The sequence below is a fragment of the Chryseobacterium sp. A301 genome (assembly GCF_054489425.1).
In genome coordinates this window covers 12,558-32,468 of sequence record NZ_JBTMWY010000007.1, presented here as the reverse complement: position 1 = coordinate 32,468, position 19,911 = coordinate 12,558, and the positions used below count along the sequence as shown (strand labels likewise).

At 38.7% G+C, this 19,911-nt stretch carries 18 protein-coding genes and 1 pseudogene; 1 reads left to right on the top strand and 18 read right to left on the bottom strand.

Annotated features, from left to right (window positions below; genetic code table 11):
- Window positions 1–36: 36 nt before the first annotated feature.
- From xseB to ACX3PU_RS09965, 16 genes are all read right to left on the bottom strand, one after another.
- The gene (gene xseB / locus ACX3PU_RS10040) at window positions 37–231 is read right to left on the bottom strand and encodes an exodeoxyribonuclease VII small subunit (protein ID WP_459084903.1); all 195 of its coding nucleotides are present in this window, start codon (window positions 229–231) and stop codon (window positions 37–39) included.
- On the bottom strand, window positions 231–1,634 hold the full coding sequence (xseA, locus tag ACX3PU_RS10035; protein WP_459084902.1) for an exodeoxyribonuclease VII large subunit: 1,404 nt from the start codon (window positions 1,632–1,634) through the stop codon (window positions 231–233). The genes xseB and xseA overlap by 1 nt, the downstream gene beginning before the upstream one ends.
- Before the next feature lie 157 nt (window positions 1,635–1,791).
- Entirely contained in the window at window positions 1,792–2,007 is a 216-nt protein-coding gene (locus ACX3PU_RS10030; protein ID WP_459084901.1) for a hypothetical protein, read from the bottom strand.
- Between the two features lie 150 nt (window positions 2,008–2,157).
- The gene (aqpZ, locus tag ACX3PU_RS10025; protein WP_459084900.1) at window positions 2,158–2,868 is read right to left on the bottom strand and encodes an aquaporin Z; all 711 of its coding nucleotides are present in this window, start codon (window positions 2,866–2,868) and stop codon (window positions 2,158–2,160) included.
- A 144-nt stretch (window positions 2,869–3,012) separates the two neighbouring features.
- Window positions 3,013–5,139 carry a hybrid sensor histidine kinase/response regulator gene (locus ACX3PU_RS10020; RefSeq protein ID WP_459084899.1) on the bottom strand — a complete coding sequence of 709 codons (2,127 nt, stop codon included), beginning with the start codon at window positions 5,137–5,139 and terminating at the stop codon, window positions 3,013–3,015.
- 10 nt (window positions 5,140–5,149) lie between these two features.
- Window positions 5,150–5,947 carry a YaiO family outer membrane beta-barrel protein gene (locus tag ACX3PU_RS10015; protein WP_459084898.1) on the bottom strand — a complete coding sequence of 266 codons (798 nt, stop codon included), beginning with the start codon at window positions 5,945–5,947 and terminating at the stop codon, window positions 5,150–5,152.
- 10 nt (window positions 5,948–5,957) lie between these two features.
- A complete protein-coding gene (locus ACX3PU_RS10010) occupies window positions 5,958–7,415 on the bottom strand; it encodes a glycosyltransferase family 2 protein (protein WP_459084897.1) in 1,458 nt (485 codons plus the stop codon).
- Window positions 7,415–8,518, bottom strand: coding sequence for a HEAT repeat domain-containing protein (locus ACX3PU_RS10005; RefSeq protein WP_459084896.1), 1,104 nt, complete (start codon window positions 8,516–8,518; stop codon window positions 7,415–7,417). The genes ACX3PU_RS10010 and ACX3PU_RS10005 overlap by 1 nt, the downstream gene beginning before the upstream one ends.
- A gap of 6 nt (window positions 8,519–8,524) precedes the next feature.
- On the bottom strand, window positions 8,525–8,878 hold the full coding sequence (locus ACX3PU_RS10000) for a response regulator transcription factor (protein ID WP_459084895.1): 354 nt from the start codon (window positions 8,876–8,878) through the stop codon (window positions 8,525–8,527).
- Between the two features lie 336 nt (window positions 8,879–9,214).
- Window positions 9,215–9,853 (bottom strand): response regulator, encoded by a 639-nt coding sequence (locus ACX3PU_RS09995; protein WP_459084894.1) that lies wholly within the window; start codon window positions 9,851–9,853, stop codon window positions 9,215–9,217.
- Between the two features lie 16 nt (window positions 9,854–9,869).
- Entirely contained in the window at window positions 9,870–10,616 is a 747-nt protein-coding gene (locus tag ACX3PU_RS09990) for a sensor histidine kinase (RefSeq protein WP_459084893.1), read from the bottom strand.
- Between the two features lie 398 nt (window positions 10,617–11,014).
- Window positions 11,015–13,201, bottom strand: coding sequence for a DUF4838 domain-containing protein (locus ACX3PU_RS09985; RefSeq protein ID WP_459084892.1), 2,187 nt, complete (start codon window positions 13,199–13,201; stop codon window positions 11,015–11,017).
- Between the two features lie 514 nt (window positions 13,202–13,715).
- Entirely contained in the window at window positions 13,716–14,045 is a 330-nt protein-coding gene (locus tag ACX3PU_RS09980) for a DMT family transporter (protein WP_459084891.1), read from the bottom strand.
- A gap of 60 nt (window positions 14,046–14,105) precedes the next feature.
- Window positions 14,106–14,669, bottom strand: coding sequence for a Crp/Fnr family transcriptional regulator (locus tag ACX3PU_RS09975; RefSeq protein ID WP_459084890.1), 564 nt, complete (start codon window positions 14,667–14,669; stop codon window positions 14,106–14,108).
- Window positions 14,670–14,918: 249 nt separating this feature from the next.
- A complete protein-coding gene (locus ACX3PU_RS09970; protein ID WP_459084889.1) occupies window positions 14,919–15,110 on the bottom strand; it encodes a hypothetical protein in 192 nt (63 codons plus the stop codon).
- Between the two features lie 244 nt (window positions 15,111–15,354).
- On the bottom strand, window positions 15,355–15,654 hold the full coding sequence (locus ACX3PU_RS09965) for a hypothetical protein (RefSeq protein ID WP_459084913.1): 300 nt from the start codon (window positions 15,652–15,654) through the stop codon (window positions 15,355–15,357).
- Window positions 15,655–15,730: 76 nt separating this feature from the next.
- Between ACX3PU_RS09965 and ACX3PU_RS09960 the strand changes: the two are divergent.
- Window positions 15,731–15,938 (top strand): annotated as a pseudogene (locus ACX3PU_RS09960) (transposase domain-containing protein); the annotation flags it as partial.
- A 60-nt stretch (window positions 15,939–15,998) separates the two neighbouring features.
- Here ACX3PU_RS09960 and ACX3PU_RS09955 read toward each other — a convergent pair.
- Together ACX3PU_RS09955 and ACX3PU_RS09950 are read right to left on the bottom strand one after the other, a co-directional pair.
- The gene (locus ACX3PU_RS09955; RefSeq protein WP_459084888.1) at window positions 15,999–17,357 is read right to left on the bottom strand and encodes an ATP-binding protein; all 1,359 of its coding nucleotides are present in this window, start codon (window positions 17,355–17,357) and stop codon (window positions 15,999–16,001) included.
- 565 nt (window positions 17,358–17,922) lie between these two features.
- A complete protein-coding gene (locus tag ACX3PU_RS09950; protein ID WP_459084887.1) occupies window positions 17,923–19,902 on the bottom strand; it encodes a glycoside hydrolase family 97 protein in 1,980 nt (659 codons plus the stop codon).
- Window positions 19,903–19,911 lie beyond the last annotated feature (9 nt).

The following is a 19,911-nucleotide window of genomic DNA, read 5'->3' as shown; positions in this document are numbered from 1 at the left end:
TTTTCAACTTACACAGTTAGTGAAACACTACCATTTCTATTCTAATTCAGCAAGAATCTTCTTAACGTCCTCTTCGGTGGTCGATAATTTATTTTTGCAAATTTTAATAAGCTCAGTCGCTCGCTTTACCTTTTCAGTAAGTTGATCAACTGTGATATTGCCTTGTTCAATTTCAGAAACAATCTTCTGAAGTTCGTTATAAGCATCTGTATAATTGATAGTCTGCTCCATTAGTCTTGTGTTTCGGTTATGGTACTGGTTATGGTACTGGTTATAGTTCCTTTGTATAGAATAGTCTCCATCTGTTCTCCTTTTTCAATTGTAGAAGGATCTGTTAAAGCTTTACCCCTATAGCGAGTTATACTGAACCCACGTCGCAGGGTGTTCTCAGGATCGACAATCTTCAAAATCTTTTCTTGGGTGGCTAAGTCATTTCGTTTATTCTCAACTAAGCGAAGATTTGCATTTCTAAGGTCGAGATGCTTCTGATCCAACAGGACTTTAAATTCAGCCAATAACGAAGTAGCCGAACGAAATATCTTTTCTTCATTTTGATTCACACGCTCCTTGCCCTCCTTGAAACGATAACGGATATGCTGTGCAAGCTGAGTTGAAATTGAATTAAGGTGCTCGTTTTCCTGCTGAACCGCACCTACAGTTTTTATCTTCAAAATATAGCCTGCATTGTATACGTTTTCCTTGGAAGCTTTAAGAAGTTGATCCGTGTAGCGAACCATCACTTTCTGAGCTTCAGAAACCGGTACAGAGAATTCATGGAATTTTTGAATTAAAAATTCTGCGGTTTTCGTAGGCGTAATGGCATTATAATACGAAACCATTTCAGCCACCGTCAGGTTGGTTGAATGCCCTATTCCTGTAATTATAGGTATTGGAAACTGCGCTATGGCTTTTGAAAGTTCATAATTGTTGAATGAAGAAAGGCCGACTTCGCCTCCTCCCCCTCGAATGATTGCTACCGCATCGAAATGATGCAATACCTTCTTTAAATTCTTCAACTGTAAAAGTATGGAAGTGACTGATTTTTCACCTTGCAATACGGCAGGAAAGAGCATATGGAAAAACTTGTATCCCCACTCGTTTGAATCTAAGATTTGAATGAAATCACTGTAGCCTTTGCTCGACTCTGCAGATATGACCGCAATCCTTTGCGGAACTAGTGCAAGGGACCGTTCTTTGTTTACTGCAAATAGCCCTTCTGCCTTTAATTTTTCAATACTTTCGTTCTTCTCTCGCTCCAAATCTCCTAGGGTATAGGTTGGATCAATATCTTGAATACTAAGCTGCACTCCTGAAATCGGATGAAAAGTCACCTTGGCAAGGAGTAGAACTTTTATCCCGTCTCGAATTGGAGTTTTAAGTATCATTAGAAACTTACTACTTATGAACTCGAAATCTCGGTTCCAAATAATTCCTCTTAGCTCGGCTTTGATTTTAGAACCTTCTTTTTCCACAAGTTCTGGAAAGCAGTGTCCAGACTGTGAATAGTAATTGAGTTTGTTTATCTCCGCTATTACCCAAAACTCAGAAGAATACCGATTTTGAATCGTTTTCTGAATGCTACTTGTCACTTCGGACAGCGTAAAGACTTTTCGGTTATTAATTTCAACGGACATATCTGGACTAGATTTTACTCTTTCGTATAGGAAGACTAAATTAGGAAAATTAATGCATAGTTCTATTTCAAATTTGATTGGTCACTCACAAAACCAAATTCAACCTTCATAGAATGCATTCAAAAATATCAAACAACAATTTCATTATTATTCGCAATTAGGTTTTTTCTGGGAATGGATTAGCTCTCAATTCCCGACAATTGTTGTGAATCTGTTTGATATTCAATTCCTCTAATTCCGTGGTTACAAATCTTTCTTTGCTTTGCTCACAGAAAAAACTAAGGTTTGCATATTCAATCTCTTGCTTTCTGAAACTGACTGTTCTTTTCTCTTTGATCAGTTGCATCTTTTTTCCTGTATATGGACTTTTCATAAGTTTTCTCACTTTAAAGGGTTTTTCATTGAGTACCGCATCTGAACTAATATACTAATTGCCATAAGAGTCTACAACAACATGCTGTACTAACACTGATTCTATAGCAGCGAGATTCCAAAACTTAAGTGTCCCTAATCCGAAGACAACCTACGCTATAACTCTTTCCTTTTGAAGGAGAAATTTATAAATTAAACCTCCAACCACAGCGCCCGCAATGGGAGCTAACCAGAATAACCACAGCTGACTCAAGGCTTCACCTTGTACAAAGAGTGCCTGAGAAGTCGAACGAGCTGGATTTACAGATGTATTGGTAATGGGTATGGAGATTAAATGAATTAAGGTTAATGCTAATCCTATGGCTATACCCGCGAATTTTCCATTGGCATGCTTATCCGTTGCTCCCAGAATAACCATCACGAAAAAACAAGTTAAAACAAATTCTGCAGTAAAGGCTGCGGCCATACTGAAACTCCGTCCTGCATACCCTGGCATTTCATAAAAATTACTAGCAAATGCTCCAGGACCCACAGTCGAAAACGCATCCGCACCACTTAGAATAAAATACAAAACACTTGCGGCTGCAATTGCGCCCAATACTTGGGAAACAATATAGGGCAATAATTGTTTCGCTTCAAATCGCCCACTTGCGAACAATCCAAAGGAAACAGCGGGATTGAAATGCCCTCCAGAAATATGCCCTACTGCATAAACCATTGTCAAAACGGTCAATCCGAAAGCGAGTGCAACTCCTAAAAGTCCAATTCCAATATCAGGAACTCCTGCCGCGAAAACGGCACTACCACATCCCCCAAAAACCAACCAAAAGGTTCCAAAAAATTCTGCAAAATACTTTTTCATATCCTTAAATTTATTATTAATACGGTTCTAAAAATTAAAAAGACAGTTCTAAAAAAGAATCCTTATAAAGAACTTGGAAGGTCTACCTTATTTAAAGTTTTGTTACTCAAAGTTATATAATTTATTTTTTGCTTTATGAGTTCATTAGGCCTTTCCCATATCCTTTTGACATTCTTTTACAATAGATAGTAGTTCCTCTGTATCATAAGGTTTAGTGAGCCAGCAGCTAAAATCGGAATCACTACCATCTTGGGGTTTTTCAAATCCTGATATTGCAATAATGGGAACTAATGCTTTTTTGGATTCGGGAAGCTGCCTGATTCGATTGGCTAACTCATAGCCAGTTAATCCCGGTAAAGAAATATCGGTAATTAATAAATCAAAGTCTTTGCTTAAATAGAGCTCAAGTGCCTCTGCTCCGTCTAGAGAATTGGTCACTTCATAGCTATCATTTACAAGCAGAAGATTCAATATTTTCAAATTGAGTGGGTCATTCTCGACAAGAAGTATTTTGCTAAGGGTACCGCTCCTATAAGTCGAAGCGATCGACTCTTCGTCTAGATAGATATCGTAGGGCAATTCAAAAGCAAAGCAGCTCCCTTCTCCAAGTTTGCTTGTCACCTTAATATCTCCTTTATGATAATCTACAATTCTTTTTATGATACTTAACCCTAGACCCGTTCTTCCCTCTTTAATCTCTGAATTCACGTTTTGTGTCGTATAGGCATCAAAAATATAAGGTAGCTGATCCTCTGCGATCCCGATCCCTGTATCTGCGATAGAAAGTTCAAGAATTCCGGAAATGGCATCGATCTTTTTGAAGTTTGCAAAAACTGTAATCGTTCCTTTTTCCGTGTATTTAATCGCATTGTTGATCGTGTTCACCAAAACTTGTCGGAACTGAAATGCATCCCCATAAATTTTCAAATCCGTGGATTCATCCACTGTGCTTGTGATTGTAAGGTTCTTTCTCTTGGCTTGAATGGCAAGACCTAAAATCACTTCTTTCATGATTTGGCTAGGAACGAAGGGCACTTGGTTCAATTTAAATTTCCCCTGCTCCATTTTCGTGAAGTCAAGTATATTGTTCACTACGGAGATTAGCATGTTGGAGGACAGCTTAATCGCATCAATGATTTCAGAGTCTTCTCCGTTTTTGACATTCCGATTCGAAAGCTCATCCGTAAAGGCATGAATGGAATGCAGCGGCGTTCTCATTTCATGAGAAACCGTGGTTACAAAATCACTTTTCTGCTGCGCATATAGCTCAGCTTCGTATTTGGCAACTTGAAGCCTTTTCATATTGTTGTACAGCAGCAAAAGAATGGTAAGAATAATCCCCGTCAATAATAGACTTAGAATAAGGTTGTATTGATTGTTACTCTTTAAATCCTGCATTAGAGTGGCTGCATTGCTGCCTAACTCTAATTGACGCTTCGCTTGAATTGTGATCTGCTCCTGTTTAAGGGTTTCAAGTAAATTCTTCAGACCATCAAAAAGTTCATTATTTGCCATCAGGAGTGATTTTTCCTGATTCGTCAATCTCGCTAAATTCGGATAGTTAGAGGAAGCGGACTGAAGCGTAGGGGCTACGGCCGCAGTGGGCAGCTCCTTTTCTTCGCGGATGGTCGCTTTCGAATCCTTAGGCACGCTACTGGTAGTGGTAACCGATTTCAACTCTTTTTCCCGAGGCTTATTGGCTATTGCATCTTTGATTCTCCCAAAAAGGCCTTTGCTTTTTTTCTTCTCAACAGCATATTCTTCGACAACGGTTTTGGACTCAGGCGCACTTTCAACCCTTTCCACTATCACGATGGGAGCCTTCTGAACAGGCGGCAAAACCTTAGGCTGAACGGCAATCTTTCTATCTTTAAGTAAAGAATCTGCTAGTAGCCTAGCTTTTATGTACAACTCTGTTTTGCGTTTCTTATCCTGAACGAGTCCATCAATCCCCTTGTCTTCGTTCTTATGGATGGAATCAATAATTGCGGAGACTCCGTTTAATTGCTCTACATAAGCGGTATAGAGCTTTGGATCCCGCGTGACCACATAGAGCCTCGAATTGTTTTCCGCTTTGTACAAAAGCTGAATTGCTTTATCAATCCTGTCAATTTCTATTTTGTTCTTCGATAGATTGGTAACGACCACAGCTAGTTTCTCAGAATTCCGATTGGTGACAAAGGATATAATCGATATCGCACTTAGCGCTAAGACAAGCACTACGATGGCCACTATATTGTAAAATGTATTATGTTGGGGTTTTAACTTCATATTCTAATTTCTAAAAACCTTTACTCAGTGAAATGTATAAATCAAACTGATTTAAGTAATTCGTCGCACTGATCTTCTGATTGTTCCATGCTCCTGTAAAAGAAGCACTTAAATTTCTTTTAAACTTCTTCTTATACCCTACCGCGATGGACTTCGAAAGGAAACTTCCAAAATTACTAGCGTCAAAGTTTCGGCTTCGATCGTCAGGCGAAGTTCCTGTGGCCAGAATCAAAGTTAGATAATCTAATTCATCATTCAGATAATACCGGGAAGTAAATCGGTAAGAGTGGTGGTAATTCTCACTGTCCTTAATTAGATAGCCCTTCAAATTCAACCAATAATTTCCTACATATTTCCCAACTCCTAATACTGCGGAATGGACATCGTATCCCTGAGCAGTTAGGAATCGATAGCCCAGTTCTCCTTCCCAGCCCTTTTTAAAGTTTCGGTTTAAAGAGTACCCTGCCTTAAACTCGGGGAAAGCTCCTTTGGCCCCTACACTTACGGAAGCGAAGGAATAGTACTTGGGAGAATGCATTAGGTAGGTTTCCGCTTCAACTTGCAGCCCGTTTACGGCATTTCGATCCGCATAGTTGACTCGGCCTATGAGCGTACTTTTACTTTCAAATCTTCGGATATACTCTAGAGAAGTTACAGAACTTGAACTTGCGCCCGAGTCATAAAAACTTTGTAGTCGCGTAACGCCAATTTCATTACGTACGGAATCCTTTATCGAAAGTGAGTCCTTTTGTGCCTTCAGAGCTCCCGTGATAAGGAAAAACCCTACCACCATGGAAGTTCGTATCAAGAGCGATAAATTATTTTTTTTCATCAGATATAAGGGGGAGTATTGTGTTTGCAAATCCTTTTCGCTGCATGTTCCCCCAACTATGCTTTTTTCCTACCAATTGATACAGATAGCCTTTCAGACTGCTATAAAGGACAATAGGATGGTATAGTAAGGGCTCTATAAAAGCCATGAAGCTTAAGTTGACAACGACTTTCCAGCTTTTGTACTGTTTAAAGACAAATTGGTCCCATAGCACCGACAGTAAGGTAATGACCACCATGTAGATATAGACAAAGACCAGTAAAATAATAGCAGTCTGCCAGTTCACTAGGGCAAGAAGAATAATACAGATATAAAACAGGATACCCAGTACTTCAATGATGGGGGCTAACAGCTCAAATAGGAAATTATAGGGGAAGACCACCACCCCTAATCGTTTGTACTTCGGATTAAAAAGCACTTTGAAATGAGTGGCGAAGATTTGCCACAGACCTCTTGACCATCGAACTCTTTGCCTTACGAATACAGACAAACTCTCGGGAGCCTCTGTCCAGCATAAAGTTTCAGGAATATAACGTACCGCATAGGGCTCCCCACTCTCAATGCAATTCTTTATCATTCGCACGACAATATCCATGTCTTCCGCAAACGACTTGGAATCGTATCCTCCAGCACGAAGTGCCACATCCTTCTTAAATAGACCCAGTCCTCCCGAAACATTGGGTACGGAATTGATATAAGACCATCCTAGTTTTCCCATAATAAAAGAACGGATATATTCTAGTTCTTGAAAACGAGGGAGCAGCGCTGTGGGTGCTTTCACCATGGTCATCATACCGCCATCGATCTCGCATGAGTTCGCGATTCTTAATCCGGCGCCTACGGCAATCACGGGTCTTAGCTCTTCCAGAATAGGTCGAATTAATTTTACAAGTGTTTTATTGTCTAGTACGCAGTCCACATCCGTATTTAAGAAATAAGGATGATGCGCAATATTAAGTCCTGCATTGGCAGCATCTGCTTTGCACTTCCCATTTACTTTATCAATTACGGTTAGTTTGGCATACCCTTTCTGGGTTGAACGGTAAATGCCTCGTACGGGCCTAGTCTCAATCAAAGCATTGTAGGCAAAGTCCACTTTCGTTAAACTAAACTCTTCTATGAGAACCTCAAGGGTTCCATCGGTACTACCATCGTTTACAATGATTACTTCAAAAAGTGGGTAATCAAGCGTGAGCAGGGAACGGACATTTCCGATAATGTTTAACGCTTCGTTAAACGCAGGAGCAATTACAGAAATGCCGGGTGCAATTGGAGAAGACAAAATGGTCGATTCACGTCTGTAGTGCGTGAAAAAACGATTCTTATGAATCACCAAACGTGAGAATACAGTGAGAACAAGGTAAATGCTAAACAGAGCAATGCAATAAAAAAAGATTGCATGCTCATAGATTACGCCAAGATTCTTAATGACCGCCTCTTCCATTAGTATTTGATATTGTTATTAAGGACGTGATTTAATACGTGTAGATTCTCTAGGGATGCTTTTTTGTACATATTGGTGAGAAACACTCTTCCAATTGCACTATGGTTGACCACCGATTTGGCCGCGTGTTTCTTTAATAGCACATTGGGTTCGTTATCAAAAATATACTTCAAAAAATTTAGTTGACTTCCACTTGAGATTCTACCTAGAGCTTTAATGATTTCAGTCTTGCCCACCTCGTTCTCTAAATCATACCGATTCACTAAACTCAGTTCAGAACCCGTTTGAAGTAGTTTGCCGATCGCATTTATAGCTTCATTTCTCAAAACTTCATTCTCGCTCGAAAGCAGCTTCTCAATACTAGGGGCGCTTGCAAACTGCTGAAAATACACGGATAATTTCAAACATAAAGACACGAGCCCTAGAGGACGATCTAAACCCATCCATCGGCTAAAATCAGGCATCGTGGCAGTCCCTAAACTCGTGATCGATTCAAAGAGTTCAAGACTCTCAATTCCACTTATTGGTTTATTAAGATTGTTAAAGACTTTTTCAATGCCCCCCTCTTCCAGTTCGATCACGTACAGTCTTGTGATCTGACGGATATAATGATTTTTATTATTAAGAAATTTATCGCTCTGGAACCCCGGTTCTACAATACCCATTTGCATGAGCTCCTTAATGGATAAAATCACTTTATGTTTGCTGAAAGAAGAAAGACCCTTAAGGGCCTGCGATTGAAGATTAAGCTCTAAATACAATTTTTGCAAAGCTTCGTTTGTGATGCCCGCAAATTGAGTGCGAAAATGCTTTATATCCTCGATCAAAATGCGCTTTCGACTTTGTCGATCTCCATGAATCGCCTGAAGCTTATCAGCGACGACTCCTAGGTTGTTTACTTTCAAATTTTCTTTTGTGAAAATTTCATCTATTAAAACTTCTCGGAATTTCGCTTGGTATTTTGTTCGGCGTTTATTGTCCCGACTGCTTTTTGCACGCACCCCTAGAATAGAGATGTAGGCTACCGCTAGTGCTAAAAAAAGTAGCACGATAACAGCTAACGTTACTTGTATAAATAAAGGAAAGGAATCGTATGGGCTCAAAGCAAACTAGATTAATCGTGAAATTCTTAGAATAAGTTCGGAAGGCGTAAAGGGTTTTCGAATGTAATCATCCGCCCCGATGCTAAATCCATCCATGATGGCTTCTTCGGTGCGTGTTGAGGATATAATAATCACAGGAGTTTTCTCCTTACCTTGGTTAAGTAATGAAATAATCTCAAGTCCACTAGAGTGCGGAAGCATTAAATCGGTTAAAACCAAATCATACTTATTTTTAGAAATCATTTCCATTCCCTCTTTCCCGTTTTTAGCAAGCGTGGTTAAATACCCTCGGACATTCAAAATGGCACTGATGGTACTTAGAAGAATGGGATCGTCTTCAATTATTAAAATCTTTTTCATATTGCATCCTTTGGTATTTAAATTACTTTGCTCGCAAACTGGTTGCGATCGAGTAATAACTTAATGTCCAAAGATATTTTATTCAGTCCTAATCCCTTGTAGTACAATCTTTAAGTTGCCTTAGTAAATTTACTACAAGAAAAAGGTCTTGAAATCTGAAGATCTTGACTTCAAAAAAGGAAATCCGAAATGGAAAAGTAAAAAAAGGAATTCAAAAGTGCGAACCTTCCCTTAGCGCTCAATGAGTTGTATTTGCGAGCAAATGCAAGATTTGGATCACAAAACGAATCGTTCGTAATAGGATTGCAGACTGCTGCTTTCTTTGAAATTAGGGATCTAGGAATTGTATAGCCTAAAAATATCGATAAGTTCCGGAAGTTTAGAAATGGATAATTTCTTAAAAATTCGGGTTTTATGAGTACTAATTGTGGAAACATGGATAAATAGCTTCTCATGGATGGTCTTTAAAGAATCCCCATTAATTAAGAGCGTGGCTATTTCAAGTTCTCGATCCGTCAAAACGTCTAAAGGGTTCTTGTAGCTATTGCCTGCGCTTATAGAATCCTGGATTAGGATGTCCTTCACCTTAGGGCTGAAATAAGTTCCTGAATTCAACATACTTTCAATGGCGATCTTGAGCTCAGATTCTGAAGAGAGTTTATTCAAATATCCATCGGCTCCTTGCTTAATAAATCGAGGTGCAAAGAGAGATTCATCTGCAGAAGAAAAAGCTAGAACTTTTACTTGTGGCTGAATTTGTTTTACGTGTGAAAGTGTGGATTGGAAGTTGCCACTAGGCATATTTACATCCATAATGATTAAATCAAACGGATGTTCTCGAACCAAATCTAGAACGGATGGGAAATCAATCGCATGGCGAACTTTTGCCTCCGGACTTATTTTATTGATTACGCTCGCTAATCCTAAATGAATAATATTATGATCATCTGCGATTAAGATCGTAAGTGACTTCATGGCTAAAAAAAATTATTTACAAAATTATCTTTACTTGGGTGCCTTTGTCCTTCGTGGACTCGATTGAGACCTCCCCTCCTATAGTGTGTAAAGCTTCCTTTACTAATACCAAACCAATGCCAGCTCCAATTTCTCCATCCGTTCCTCTGGCAGAAACCACATCAAAAGAAAACACTTGACCAAGGGTATGCTCATCAATACCGCTTCCGAAATCCTGGATTCGAACTTGACATCGGTTGCCCCTAGTCGTTTCGACATGAAAATAAATCTCTCCTCCTCGATGGGAATACTTAATGGCATTGTCCACCACTTTTCGAAGGACACTACTAAGAATCACCTCGTTCCCAATAACGCTACAATCCTGCTCTCCCACGAACGTGAAACTAAGCTCTTTCTTTAAAAGCGGCTCATTAAAAAAGGCCTTAAGTCTAGCAAAGCTATCTACTAGCGAAATGGAATCTTTGCCTACCGATTCTTTTTCAATCAAAAATTTTAGAGCTAAGAAAGTATCCTCTAACGCGGTTAAATTCTTCTGTGCATTTTGATCCAATTCGGGTATCAAATCAACAAATGCCTCAAGAGGAATCGTTTTGTTTTCATACAAATTCGAAAGCCAGGTTAGGTTGGCGAAAAACCCTCTAAAATCATGTGAAAGCAAAGATATCCAAGCTTTATTGTTCTTATTTGCCGTTTCAGCCTGCGCGAGTTTCTTTTCTAGACTGCTGATCTTCTCTTTTAGTTCGTTTACTGATAGTGAGTTCATTGGTTAGCGTGATACTTATTTAGTGGGTACTTTTAGAAAATCTTATCGAACTTGTCTTCGACTTATTGGCGCTAGTAGTAGATAGAAGATCCAAGCAAACCATGAAACAAAAATGACAGCAAGAATCCAGGCTAGCTTTTCATTTCCACGAGTTCGCTTTGAACCCATAATCGCAAAAACAGGTAGAAGCCAAACAAAGGCAATTAATCCAAGAACAACGAGAGAAACCATAGTTTGATTTTAGGGGTTATTTTGTTATGATCCTCAAAACTGCGCATGCAATTAAGAAGTCGATTATCAAAGGTAACAAAATGAATGATATAACTGGGAATCACTCTCCATAAATAGAGGCATGATAAATCCCTATTGAAAGAGTACCCTTAGAGGGATAGATTCTTTTACTGGATGAATATTTCATCAAGGGCAAGGATTGGTTTTTTATCCACTGTGCTCTTTTTTAAAGATAAAATATCGGCCGTGGATGCCTTTAATTTTAAGTAGCGAAAATCTTCACCCATACTAAAGTGAAAGGATTTTATCTGTATTTCCTCTTTTTCACTGCCTTGTATATGGTTCTCTTGCGCTGCTAATTTATAATCGATCCCATTATGGGAGGTCCAGATTTCAATGGTTGACGGTAGATGAATCCAATGATTTGGATCTTCAAGAAATTGGACTGAAATCGAATTTATAGGGCTAATTGCTGCCACATCCATTGTAAACTCTACTGACTGCTCGAATAGGAGCCAGTTGTAACTAAAATCAAGAAACCCGTGGATTCCATCCGTTAGTGTCCTTTCCTCTACAGCAGGGTAATCGGGAATCCAATTCGTCTCAAACTTTGGAATGATTCCTCGCGCCTTATTTATTTGTGGGGGATGATTAAGTAGGGAATTCCACTCCTTTTTGTACTGCGAAGCACTGAGTCCAAATTCTGCCAATTGCGTGATTTTGTTCTTGTCTACTATTTGAAAAAATCGTGAGACCTCTTTTCGGATTTGGGGACTACTATAAACTTTCCCTTGCTCTTCTTGATAGAGCCCGTAGGGCTGATATCCAAGTTGTCTTGCCTGTTGTAATTGCGCGTAAATAGTGGATAGAAGTAGGCGTTCAATACGGGTATGGTAGATTTCCTCTTGGGTGCTAGCAATTGCATTTTCTAATTTATTCCGGTTTGACTCTAAGAATGAAGAAGGTAAGAAAGTCTTTAAAGCCATTACTGGATTCCCATAGACATCCAGCCTGGCTTCACTTTCCTTGACCTTGTTTAGTAGATCCGCAATATACTCTTCTACTATTTGTGCATTAGGGCCATAATACCCCTTCAAAAACTCAGAAGTTAATTTTTGAATATCACTATTGGGATTAGAAAGCGACTTAGCCAATAGATAGCTTTTAAGTTCACTAAGGTCACTATAATGTTGCTCCGCCATCTGAGCGAAGACTCCTTTGACTCCTTGCGTGTGATAGTAGGCTATATTTGGACCTAAATTCGCATAGTCGGGGAATGGGGCTAAATAGTTTGTAAATTGAGCATAGTAATCCCAGATCCAGACTTCTGGAGAACGGCTTAGCCAGTCATTTAGGGTCTTTCGGAAGTTTTGAGCAGAAGGTTCTTTTTCAATAGGTTGGCTTCGATCTACCTCTATTGTGCTGACTAAAACCACAACATTTTTTGCAGGCTTCGTTTTAAGCGGTGCATTTCTATATTGTTGATAAGCAATGGTCGCTATTTTATACTCAGGGAATCTTTTCGCAATCCGGTTGACAAATTGTATTAGTGGGCCTTGGGGCCCACCTTCTTTTTTTGAAACCAAGGAGCAGGTTTCGCATTGACAGTATTCGCCCGTGTCATTTGGGCTAACTGAAATGTATTTTGCCTCAGGATGCAGTTTAAGTAGAGCTTTAATCTTTTGCTTGCTGAGCTCAAAAACAGCTTCATTGGTTAAGCACAACTGTTTTGGAGTCCTCTTACCTTCAAAGTACGCGAAATAGTCTGGGTGCCTATCAAAAAGGGATGAAGGGACTAGATTCTCAAAGGAATGTCCCCAGAGTAGCCAATTTTCATTCAGGTTTTGTAGCTGGTGCCATCTAAGGTATTCTTTGTCTAGGTTGGCTAGGCCATAGACTTCACGGTAAGCAAAGGCTCTCTTAGATTTGATTTTGAAGGGTAAATCAAGAACCAAATTTTCAATTTCTGGACAGAAGGCCTCCTCGTTTGGCGCCCATTTTTTGCACCCCAGTACGGACTCAATAAACTGGTAAGTCGCATTGTAAAGCCCTTCACTTGTCGATGCTGAAATAATTAAATTTCGAGCCTCATTTCTAATTTCAAAATCATCATTTAAACTTGACTTGCGCTTGCTGCTGGAGGGTGAGATTTTCACAAGAATTGACCAATATTCAGGAGTAAGTTCAGTCTGAATAGGTAGATCGAAATCGGTCACCCTTTTAAAATAAGATCTTAAAATCTCAGCACACTCTTTTTCTGCAAACGTTGCATTTGGCCGATGGTAAATCTGATAGTCAGATGATCCACCAGAAGCCAGTACCGTGGATTCAAAATGTTGTGCTGCTTGCGCCATGCCATTAAAAAAGAGAAATATTAGAAATAATCGAACTTTCATCTATTAAAAATCATACAACAAATTTAGGTAAAAATCAAACTGATTGAATTTCCTACCGGTGGAGTAATGGTTTGTATTAAATACGGTGGAGCTCCAACTTTTTTCCCCTCCAATTCCAACAAATTAGGTTTTATTCGTAATAAAATCCTGTGTAAAATCTAAGCTTTTGCTATCTGGATCCTTTCCAAAGGCGCGCATTAAAGTTAGAATCACTATTGATGACTGTTTACCCTTCATTTTCTAAAAAACGCCTTCAAAACTATATGTAAATTTAAGTTTTTCTGAGCATGTAAATATAGAATATAAAGATTGCAAATCAACTAATTAATCCATTCTAGACTACTTATAAAAAGAAAGACCATTCGTATGGGATTCGCAAGAATACACTTGTACGCAATTTGAAAGAAGGAATCCCTTTTCTCAGCGCGAACTATCCTTCATTATAGGGATACCTTTAAATTTGGAATTCCTCCTAATGCCCCGCTGTTTTTGAAAAGACATTCATAGCAACCACACCGATTAAAATCAGTACTATTCCAAGAATTGCTGGCAAGTCTAAAGGTTGCTTAAATAGGACTACCGAGATAATTGCTGTTAAAACGATTCCAAGTCCTCCCCAAATTGCGTAAGCAACGCCTAAAGGCATATGCTTCAAGGTTTGGGACAAAAAGAAAAAACAAGCAATATAAGCGACAACAGTTATACTCGACGGAATTAACTTGCTAAACCCATTGGATGCTTTCAAAAAACTAGAACCCATCACTTCAAAGATAATGGCTAGCGATAAATAGAGATACTTCATTTTGTATTTTATTTCAACTGCAAAATTACGTCCTTATTCCACTCTTTTTTTTGACATACATCAAAATTGGCTTCGAATGCGACTTAGCGTTTCTTGAGTAATGCTTAAATAAGAAGCTATATGTCCTAGTGATATACGTTGAAGTATTTCAGGAGATTTTTGAAGTAACATTTTATAACGCTGATTCGCATCTTGGGTATGAAGCTCAATGATTCGCTCTTCTAAGATGCCACAAAGCTGCTCTGCTATTTTTCTTCCGATTAGGTTTAATTCTGGATAGGATTGGTAAAAATAGTTCAAATGCTCTACAGTGATGGAAAACAAAACGCTATCTTCCATAAACTGGATATACTCGTACGACGGCCTGTCCAAATAAGAGGGGAAAACAGATCCTACAAGCTCATTTTCTAGGGCAAACCAAGTGTTGAACTCCTTATCCCCATTCCTAAAATAGGCACGGATTAGCCCCTTCTCAAGAACAAAAATGCTTGAACTTATTTGCCCTTCTTTCAAAAAGAAATCCCCTTTCTTTTTATCAAAGCGCTTTACACGACTATTAAATTCAGATTCGACCTCAGGCGAAAAAGATCCAAACTTTTTAAATTGTGCAAGTAAAGGGTTCATGGGCAATTCTATTCTTTAGGCGAAAATACAAAAAGAAGATGGCTTTAGTGTACCTCTTGTAGGTTCATTTATTTCCTCTAATAATAAAATCAAATCCTAGCTGATGATTGTTGTCACTTTTAATATCCTACAGTTTAAGTGATATAATACGGTGCTTCAAGAGTGGTAAAATAATTTAATGAATGTATTATCTTAAATTATTTCTTCGTTTGCACAACAAGTAACATCAAATCAATTCAACACCTTACCTTATACTTGTCTTCTTCTACCAATAGGTGCTAAAAGCAGGTAAAAGATCCAAGCAAACCAAGAGACAAAAATAACGGCAAGAATCCATGCAAACTTTTCAGTTCCAGTCGTTCGTCTTGAACCTAAAATAATAAAAAAAGGAAAAAGCCAGACAAAGGCGATTATTCCAATTATAAGAAGTGAAGCAGCCATAGAATTTTAATTTTGTATTGGTAATTGAAAATTGCCTGATAATCTTTCCCATCAATTAGGGTGACATTCCTTTCAAATATAACAAAATAGTACTCAACTATGCACTTTCACCTATAAAAACAGATCAATTAGCTTTCGGGTAAAAATCGGTCATGGTATCACATCATACGTTAATTCGTAAATCACTTAACTTGGCTAGTTCCAATGTTCCTTCAGGTATTGACTTCCTTAAAAGTGGACTAATTCAAATTACAAGTAACACTCCTGAAATACAAAGCAGAACTGTCAGAATTCTCCGGAAGAATAGTTCGGGAATTCTAGTGAAGGTACGTTTGCCTAAAAACTGCGCAAACAGGAAAACAGGCAAAACGAAAAGAGTCATTCGAAAATGGGTAGTGGTTAGGATTCCACTGATTGCCAATGCTGGAATCCTTGTGACAGTGGTGACAGCAGAGAGCCCAATCATGGTCGCTCTAAAGGTTTTGATTTCTTTGACTGAGTTTTCCAAGCAAACTACATGAAGGGGGCCTCCCGCAGAAAACACTCCTGAAAAGAAGCCCGCAAAAAGCCCAAAGGTGTACACTCCGATTTTACCCAATTTGATCTTTTTCTTTGCTATCTACCTTTTTGCAGGTAGTCATGAGGCAGCCCAAAGGGCAGCTATGATCTACTCCCTATTTTTCACCTGCAAAAAAAAACGACGTAAACCCATATGAATGGCTCAAGTACACTCTCGAGAACATCAGGAATATCAATCATCAGAATCTAGCCGATCTACTGCCTCAAAATTACAAACTCCTACATGAGTCTGTAATTTGTAGTTCGTAGGGCGAATACAACAATACTACACTATTGTCCCCTTTAAATCGTCTCAATTTTAATGGAATACTAGTGACTTTTTGTAATAAAGTAGTGGATATATTGTTTTAAATAAGTTCCCAAATAATAGGGCAAATTCATCAGTAAATAAGATTTTCCTTCTGGTGTAATGGTTTCTTCAATGCTAAATTTTCCTCCATACATTCTGACTGCATAAGAATGAGGTGCTTGATTTACAAATTGATGCAAGGATTTCAAACTTCCGGTTTTCCCCGATTTGATTTCTACAGGAATCAGGAATTTGCCGTGCGCAATGACTAAATCCACTTCTGCCGACGATTGCGTTTTGTCGCGTACCCAAAAGTTGGTCTTTTTGTAATTGGTTTTATTCAAAGATAAAACCTCTTGATTGATAAGGTGCGGAATTATGGCACCTTTATACGCGTCGCTTAAATCTTTCATCAGCAACAAATCAGCTTGTATATTTAAGTCGAAATTTAAAATTCCTGTATCTAAAAACTGTAATCGAGGCGATTTTTTATAATCTGGAAGAATAGGTAGTTCTACATTGGTACAAGGATAAATGACTTGAATAACCTTTGCTGCATCCAAATTGTTGAACGCCTCACTCACTTCCCTTGATTTATAATTGGAATGTCCAAAATTTTGAAATTTAATCCGTTGATCAACATAGGATGCGGCGGTATTGACGATGTGTTTCATCACCTTTTCTTCCGATTTGCGATCTGCATATTTTATCACATCGTCTTTATACGTATTCCAAATACTTTCATAAATCTTTGGAAGTGCGAGCAAATCCTGATGTGCAACATAGCTAGCAACAATTTCGGGCATTCCACCGATAATGCAATAAGTCTGAAATTCTTTCATCAGCAGTTCGTGGGCAATATCGTCAATAGGAATATTCCGAAACCGTTCTAATAAATTCTTTTTTCCAAGTGCTTCCAGATACTCTTGAAAATTTAAAGGAAACAGATATAGATAATTAATCCTACCTACTGGAAAATTTTTCGTCTTCTTTAAAGTATGTTCCAACAAAGAACCAGCAGCAATTACATTCAGTTTCGGTAAATCCTCATAAAAATAACGCAAAAAAGAAATTGCCTTTTCGGATTCTTGAATTTCATCAATAAAAAGCAGTGTTTTCGGAAAATCTTTTGGAGAAATTTCATTTTTCAATGCCAAAAAATCAATCAATTCCTGCACACTTTCACTCCGACTTACGAGATTGGCATCTTCGCTTTTTTCTAAATTTAGCTCTATAAAATGAGAATAACTTTCCCCAAAACCACGAACCAAGGTTGTTTTCCCTACTTGCCGAGCTCCTCTTAATATCAGCGGTTTAGGATTGGGACTTGTTTTCCATAGAACCAATTCATCAAAAATATGTCGTTTAAAACTCTTCATTATCATAAAACAAACCCAAATATATGAAATTCACGTAACAAAACAAGGGTGATTTTAATTTTATCTCGTAACAAAACAAAGGTGAATTTATTAATATTCTCAATTTTTGGCGTTTCACAAAACTACTTACTGTTAAACGATGCACAGCCAAAATTCTGCCGATTGCAGAAAAGAATACTTCTATCGGACAACAATGAAAAATTAATTAGGATCAAACTAAAGTTATCCTTTCCGTGGATATGTAAGTAGTATTGAATTTCTGAAGTAGTCTCAGAATTCTTAACGAAAAATACGTACTTTTACCCATAGTAGTTTGGTGTGTTGGAACTTCAAACTTACTAAAAATTGAGTAGCCATTTATTTGGCTACTCTTTTATCGGACAACAATAAAAAAAATAGTCCACTAGATAGCGAGTGAGTTCCTCCATCACCCTATATAAGCATAGATTCTTTTCAACTTTCGGCCTTCGCGTACAAGTTCAGTTATTAGTTTAGCTTTATCCGCACCAAGAAAGCCACCCTATTTCTAGAGTGGCCGCAATTTGGTAATCCTTAAACTTTACTTTTATTGCTTTATTAGTAGGATACCGAGTCCACCGCCTGGGGCAAGGTGGAACTCTAGGATATCCTTATCGAACACTATTTTCTCTTCAATTACGACCGGATAAGGATTCGTTTTGTAATCCGCCCCAGGTCCGTCTCTAAAGATCTTTGCTTTGTAGCTTGCTCCTTTTTCAAGGAAATCTAAAGGGATCTTGATATCTCTTGGTTTTTCATTGGTAATACTTCCGATGTACCAATCTTTTCCGTTTACGTCTCTTCTTGCAATGGTCACAAACTGCCCAATTTCAGCAGCAGGTACTACCGTCTTAGAAAAGGTGGTTGGCACTTTGGTTATGAATTCAAATGCAGGTTTGTTTTCATAATTTTCAATTTCATCGGAGGCCATTTGAAGGGGGCTATAGATAATTACAGACAAGGCAAGCTGTTTAGCGAGTGTAGTCCATACTCGAGTCCCTGGAATCACAGGATTATTGAAATTAAAGGTACCGGGAGTAAAGTCCATAGGACCTGCGAGTCCTCTTGTAAATGGTATAATGGTGGTATGGTTCGGTGGATTTCCACCGTCTTTAGACCACGCGTCCCATTCTTGGCCGCGAACTCCTTCTTGCGTCATTAAATTCGGGAAAGTCCTTTGCAGTCCAGTAGGCATAACCGGTTCATGGTTATCAATCATGATCTTGTGCTTCGCAGCATTTTCAATTACTTTTCGATAATGTCTTACTCCATATTGACTTCCGTGGTTTTCTTTTCCATCAAGGACACCTCCTACATAGCCTGTTTTTACCACATCTACTCCATACTTATTGTAGAAGTCAAATGCAGCATCCATTTGCTTCTCGTAGTTAATTGTGCTTCCTCCGGTTTCATGATGGCCAATGAGTTGAACGCCCTTTGACTTTCCATAGTCGGTGATTTTCTTGATATCAAAATCAGGATAAGGAGTAGAAAACTCAAAGCTTTTCCAGTCTTCCCAGCCTTTGTTCCATCCTTCTACGAGAACGCCTGCAAAGTTATGCTTAGCAGCAAAATCAATGTACCTAAGTACATTGCTTGTTTCTGCGCCATGGGTTGGACCCATGTCCCAGGTATTGGTTTTCATATGCATTCCCCACCAGATTCCGATGTAGCGACCAGGTTTGATCCACGAGGTATCTTCCATTTGGGTAGGCTCATTTAAGTTGAGCATCAGTCTGGATAGCATTAAATCTCCTGCAGACTTTGCAACGATTAGAGTTCTCCATGGCGATACGGAGGGCGTTTCTGCGTACACTTTATCTCCATTGGACCAAGGAGTCAAATAAGCTTTCAAATGAGTTGAATTTCCTTCCTTAGGGAATAGATTAAGGGAAGCAAATTCCGTTAGATTCGCTTCGTGCGCAGCTAAGAATAATCCCTCTTTTGTTTCAAGAGTTAGTGGCGTTTTTACCGTATCTAACTTTGACAGCGGCATTTCACGGTATAGTCCTTCGTAGAACTCCGCTTTGTGCGAAAGTGACCAAGTTTTAGCTTCGCTTGGAAAGTTAAACTCTGTGGATTCATCCACGATCGTAAACTTCGTTAGCTTGGCCTGTTTTGGAAACTCGTAGCGAAAACCAATCCCGTCGTTAAAGACTCGGAAACGAAGATTGAGAGCATACTTCTCTCCCTTCTTCTGTTTCAGTTCTGCAAAAAGTTCATTGTAATGATTTCTAACATCAATCTCTTCGCCCCAGACTTGAGACCAAGTCTCATCTTTAGACGAAGTTTTCGTATCCACAATTTTAAAATTCTTGGACAGCTCTCCTTCTTTCAATTCAAAGCCTAGCTTTGAACTAGAAAGAACGGGTTTTTGGTCTTTTTTAAGGGAATAATACACTTCTCCTTTTTTCTCTTGAAACGTAAGTTCAAGGGACCCATCCGGGGAAGAGAGTTTAAATACTTTTTGCGCCGAAAGGCTAATGGAGAGTACAAATAAAAGTACTACACTTAGTCTTAACTTCATTATATCGAA

Coding starts and splice junctions, on each gene's coding strand:
- xseB (WP_459084903.1), bottom strand. CDS start 231: ATGGAGCAGACTATCAATTATACAGATGCTTATAACGAACTTCAGAAG.
- xseA (WP_459084902.1), bottom strand. CDS start 1,634: ATGTCCGTTGAAATTAATAACCGAAAAGTCTTTACGCTGTCCGAAGTG.
- ACX3PU_RS09990 (WP_459084893.1), bottom strand. CDS start 10,616: ATGAACTCACTATCAGTAAACGAACTAAAAGAGAAGATCAGCAGTCTA.
- ACX3PU_RS10010 (WP_459084897.1), bottom strand. CDS start 7,415: ATGGAAGAGGCGGTCATTAAGAATCTTGGCGTAATCTATGAGCATGCA.
- ACX3PU_RS09980 (WP_459084891.1), bottom strand. CDS start 14,045: ATGAAGTATCTCTATTTATCGCTAGCCATTATCTTTGAAGTGATGGGT.
- ACX3PU_RS09955 (WP_459084888.1), bottom strand. CDS start 17,357: ATGAAGAGTTTTAAACGACATATTTTTGATGAATTGGTTCTATGGAAA.
- ACX3PU_RS10030 (WP_459084901.1), bottom strand. CDS start 2,007: ATGAAAAGTCCATATACAGGAAAAAAGATGCAACTGATCAAAGAGAAA.
- ACX3PU_RS09975 (WP_459084890.1), bottom strand. CDS start 14,669: ATGAACCCTTTACTTGCACAATTTAAAAAGTTTGGATCTTTTTCGCCT.
- aqpZ (WP_459084900.1), bottom strand. CDS start 2,868: ATGAAAAAGTATTTTGCAGAATTTTTTGGAACCTTTTGGTTGGTTTTT.
- ACX3PU_RS10020 (WP_459084899.1), bottom strand. CDS start 5,139: ATGAAGTTAAAACCCCAACATAATACATTTTACAATATAGTGGCCATC.
- ACX3PU_RS09985 (WP_459084892.1), bottom strand. CDS start 13,201: ATGGCGCAAGCAGCACAACATTTTGAATCCACGGTACTGGCTTCTGGT.
- ACX3PU_RS09950 (WP_459084887.1), bottom strand. CDS start 19,902: ATGAAGTTAAGACTAAGTGTAGTACTTTTATTTGTACTCTCCATTAGC.
- ACX3PU_RS10000 (WP_459084895.1), bottom strand. CDS start 8,878: ATGAAAAAGATTTTAATAATTGAAGACGATCCCATTCTTCTAAGTACC.
- ACX3PU_RS09970 (WP_459084889.1), bottom strand. CDS start 15,110: ATGGCTGCTTCACTTCTTATAATTGGAATAATCGCCTTTGTCTGGCTT.
- ACX3PU_RS09995 (WP_459084894.1), bottom strand. CDS start 9,853: ATGAAGTCACTTACGATCTTAATCGCAGATGATCATAATATTATTCAT.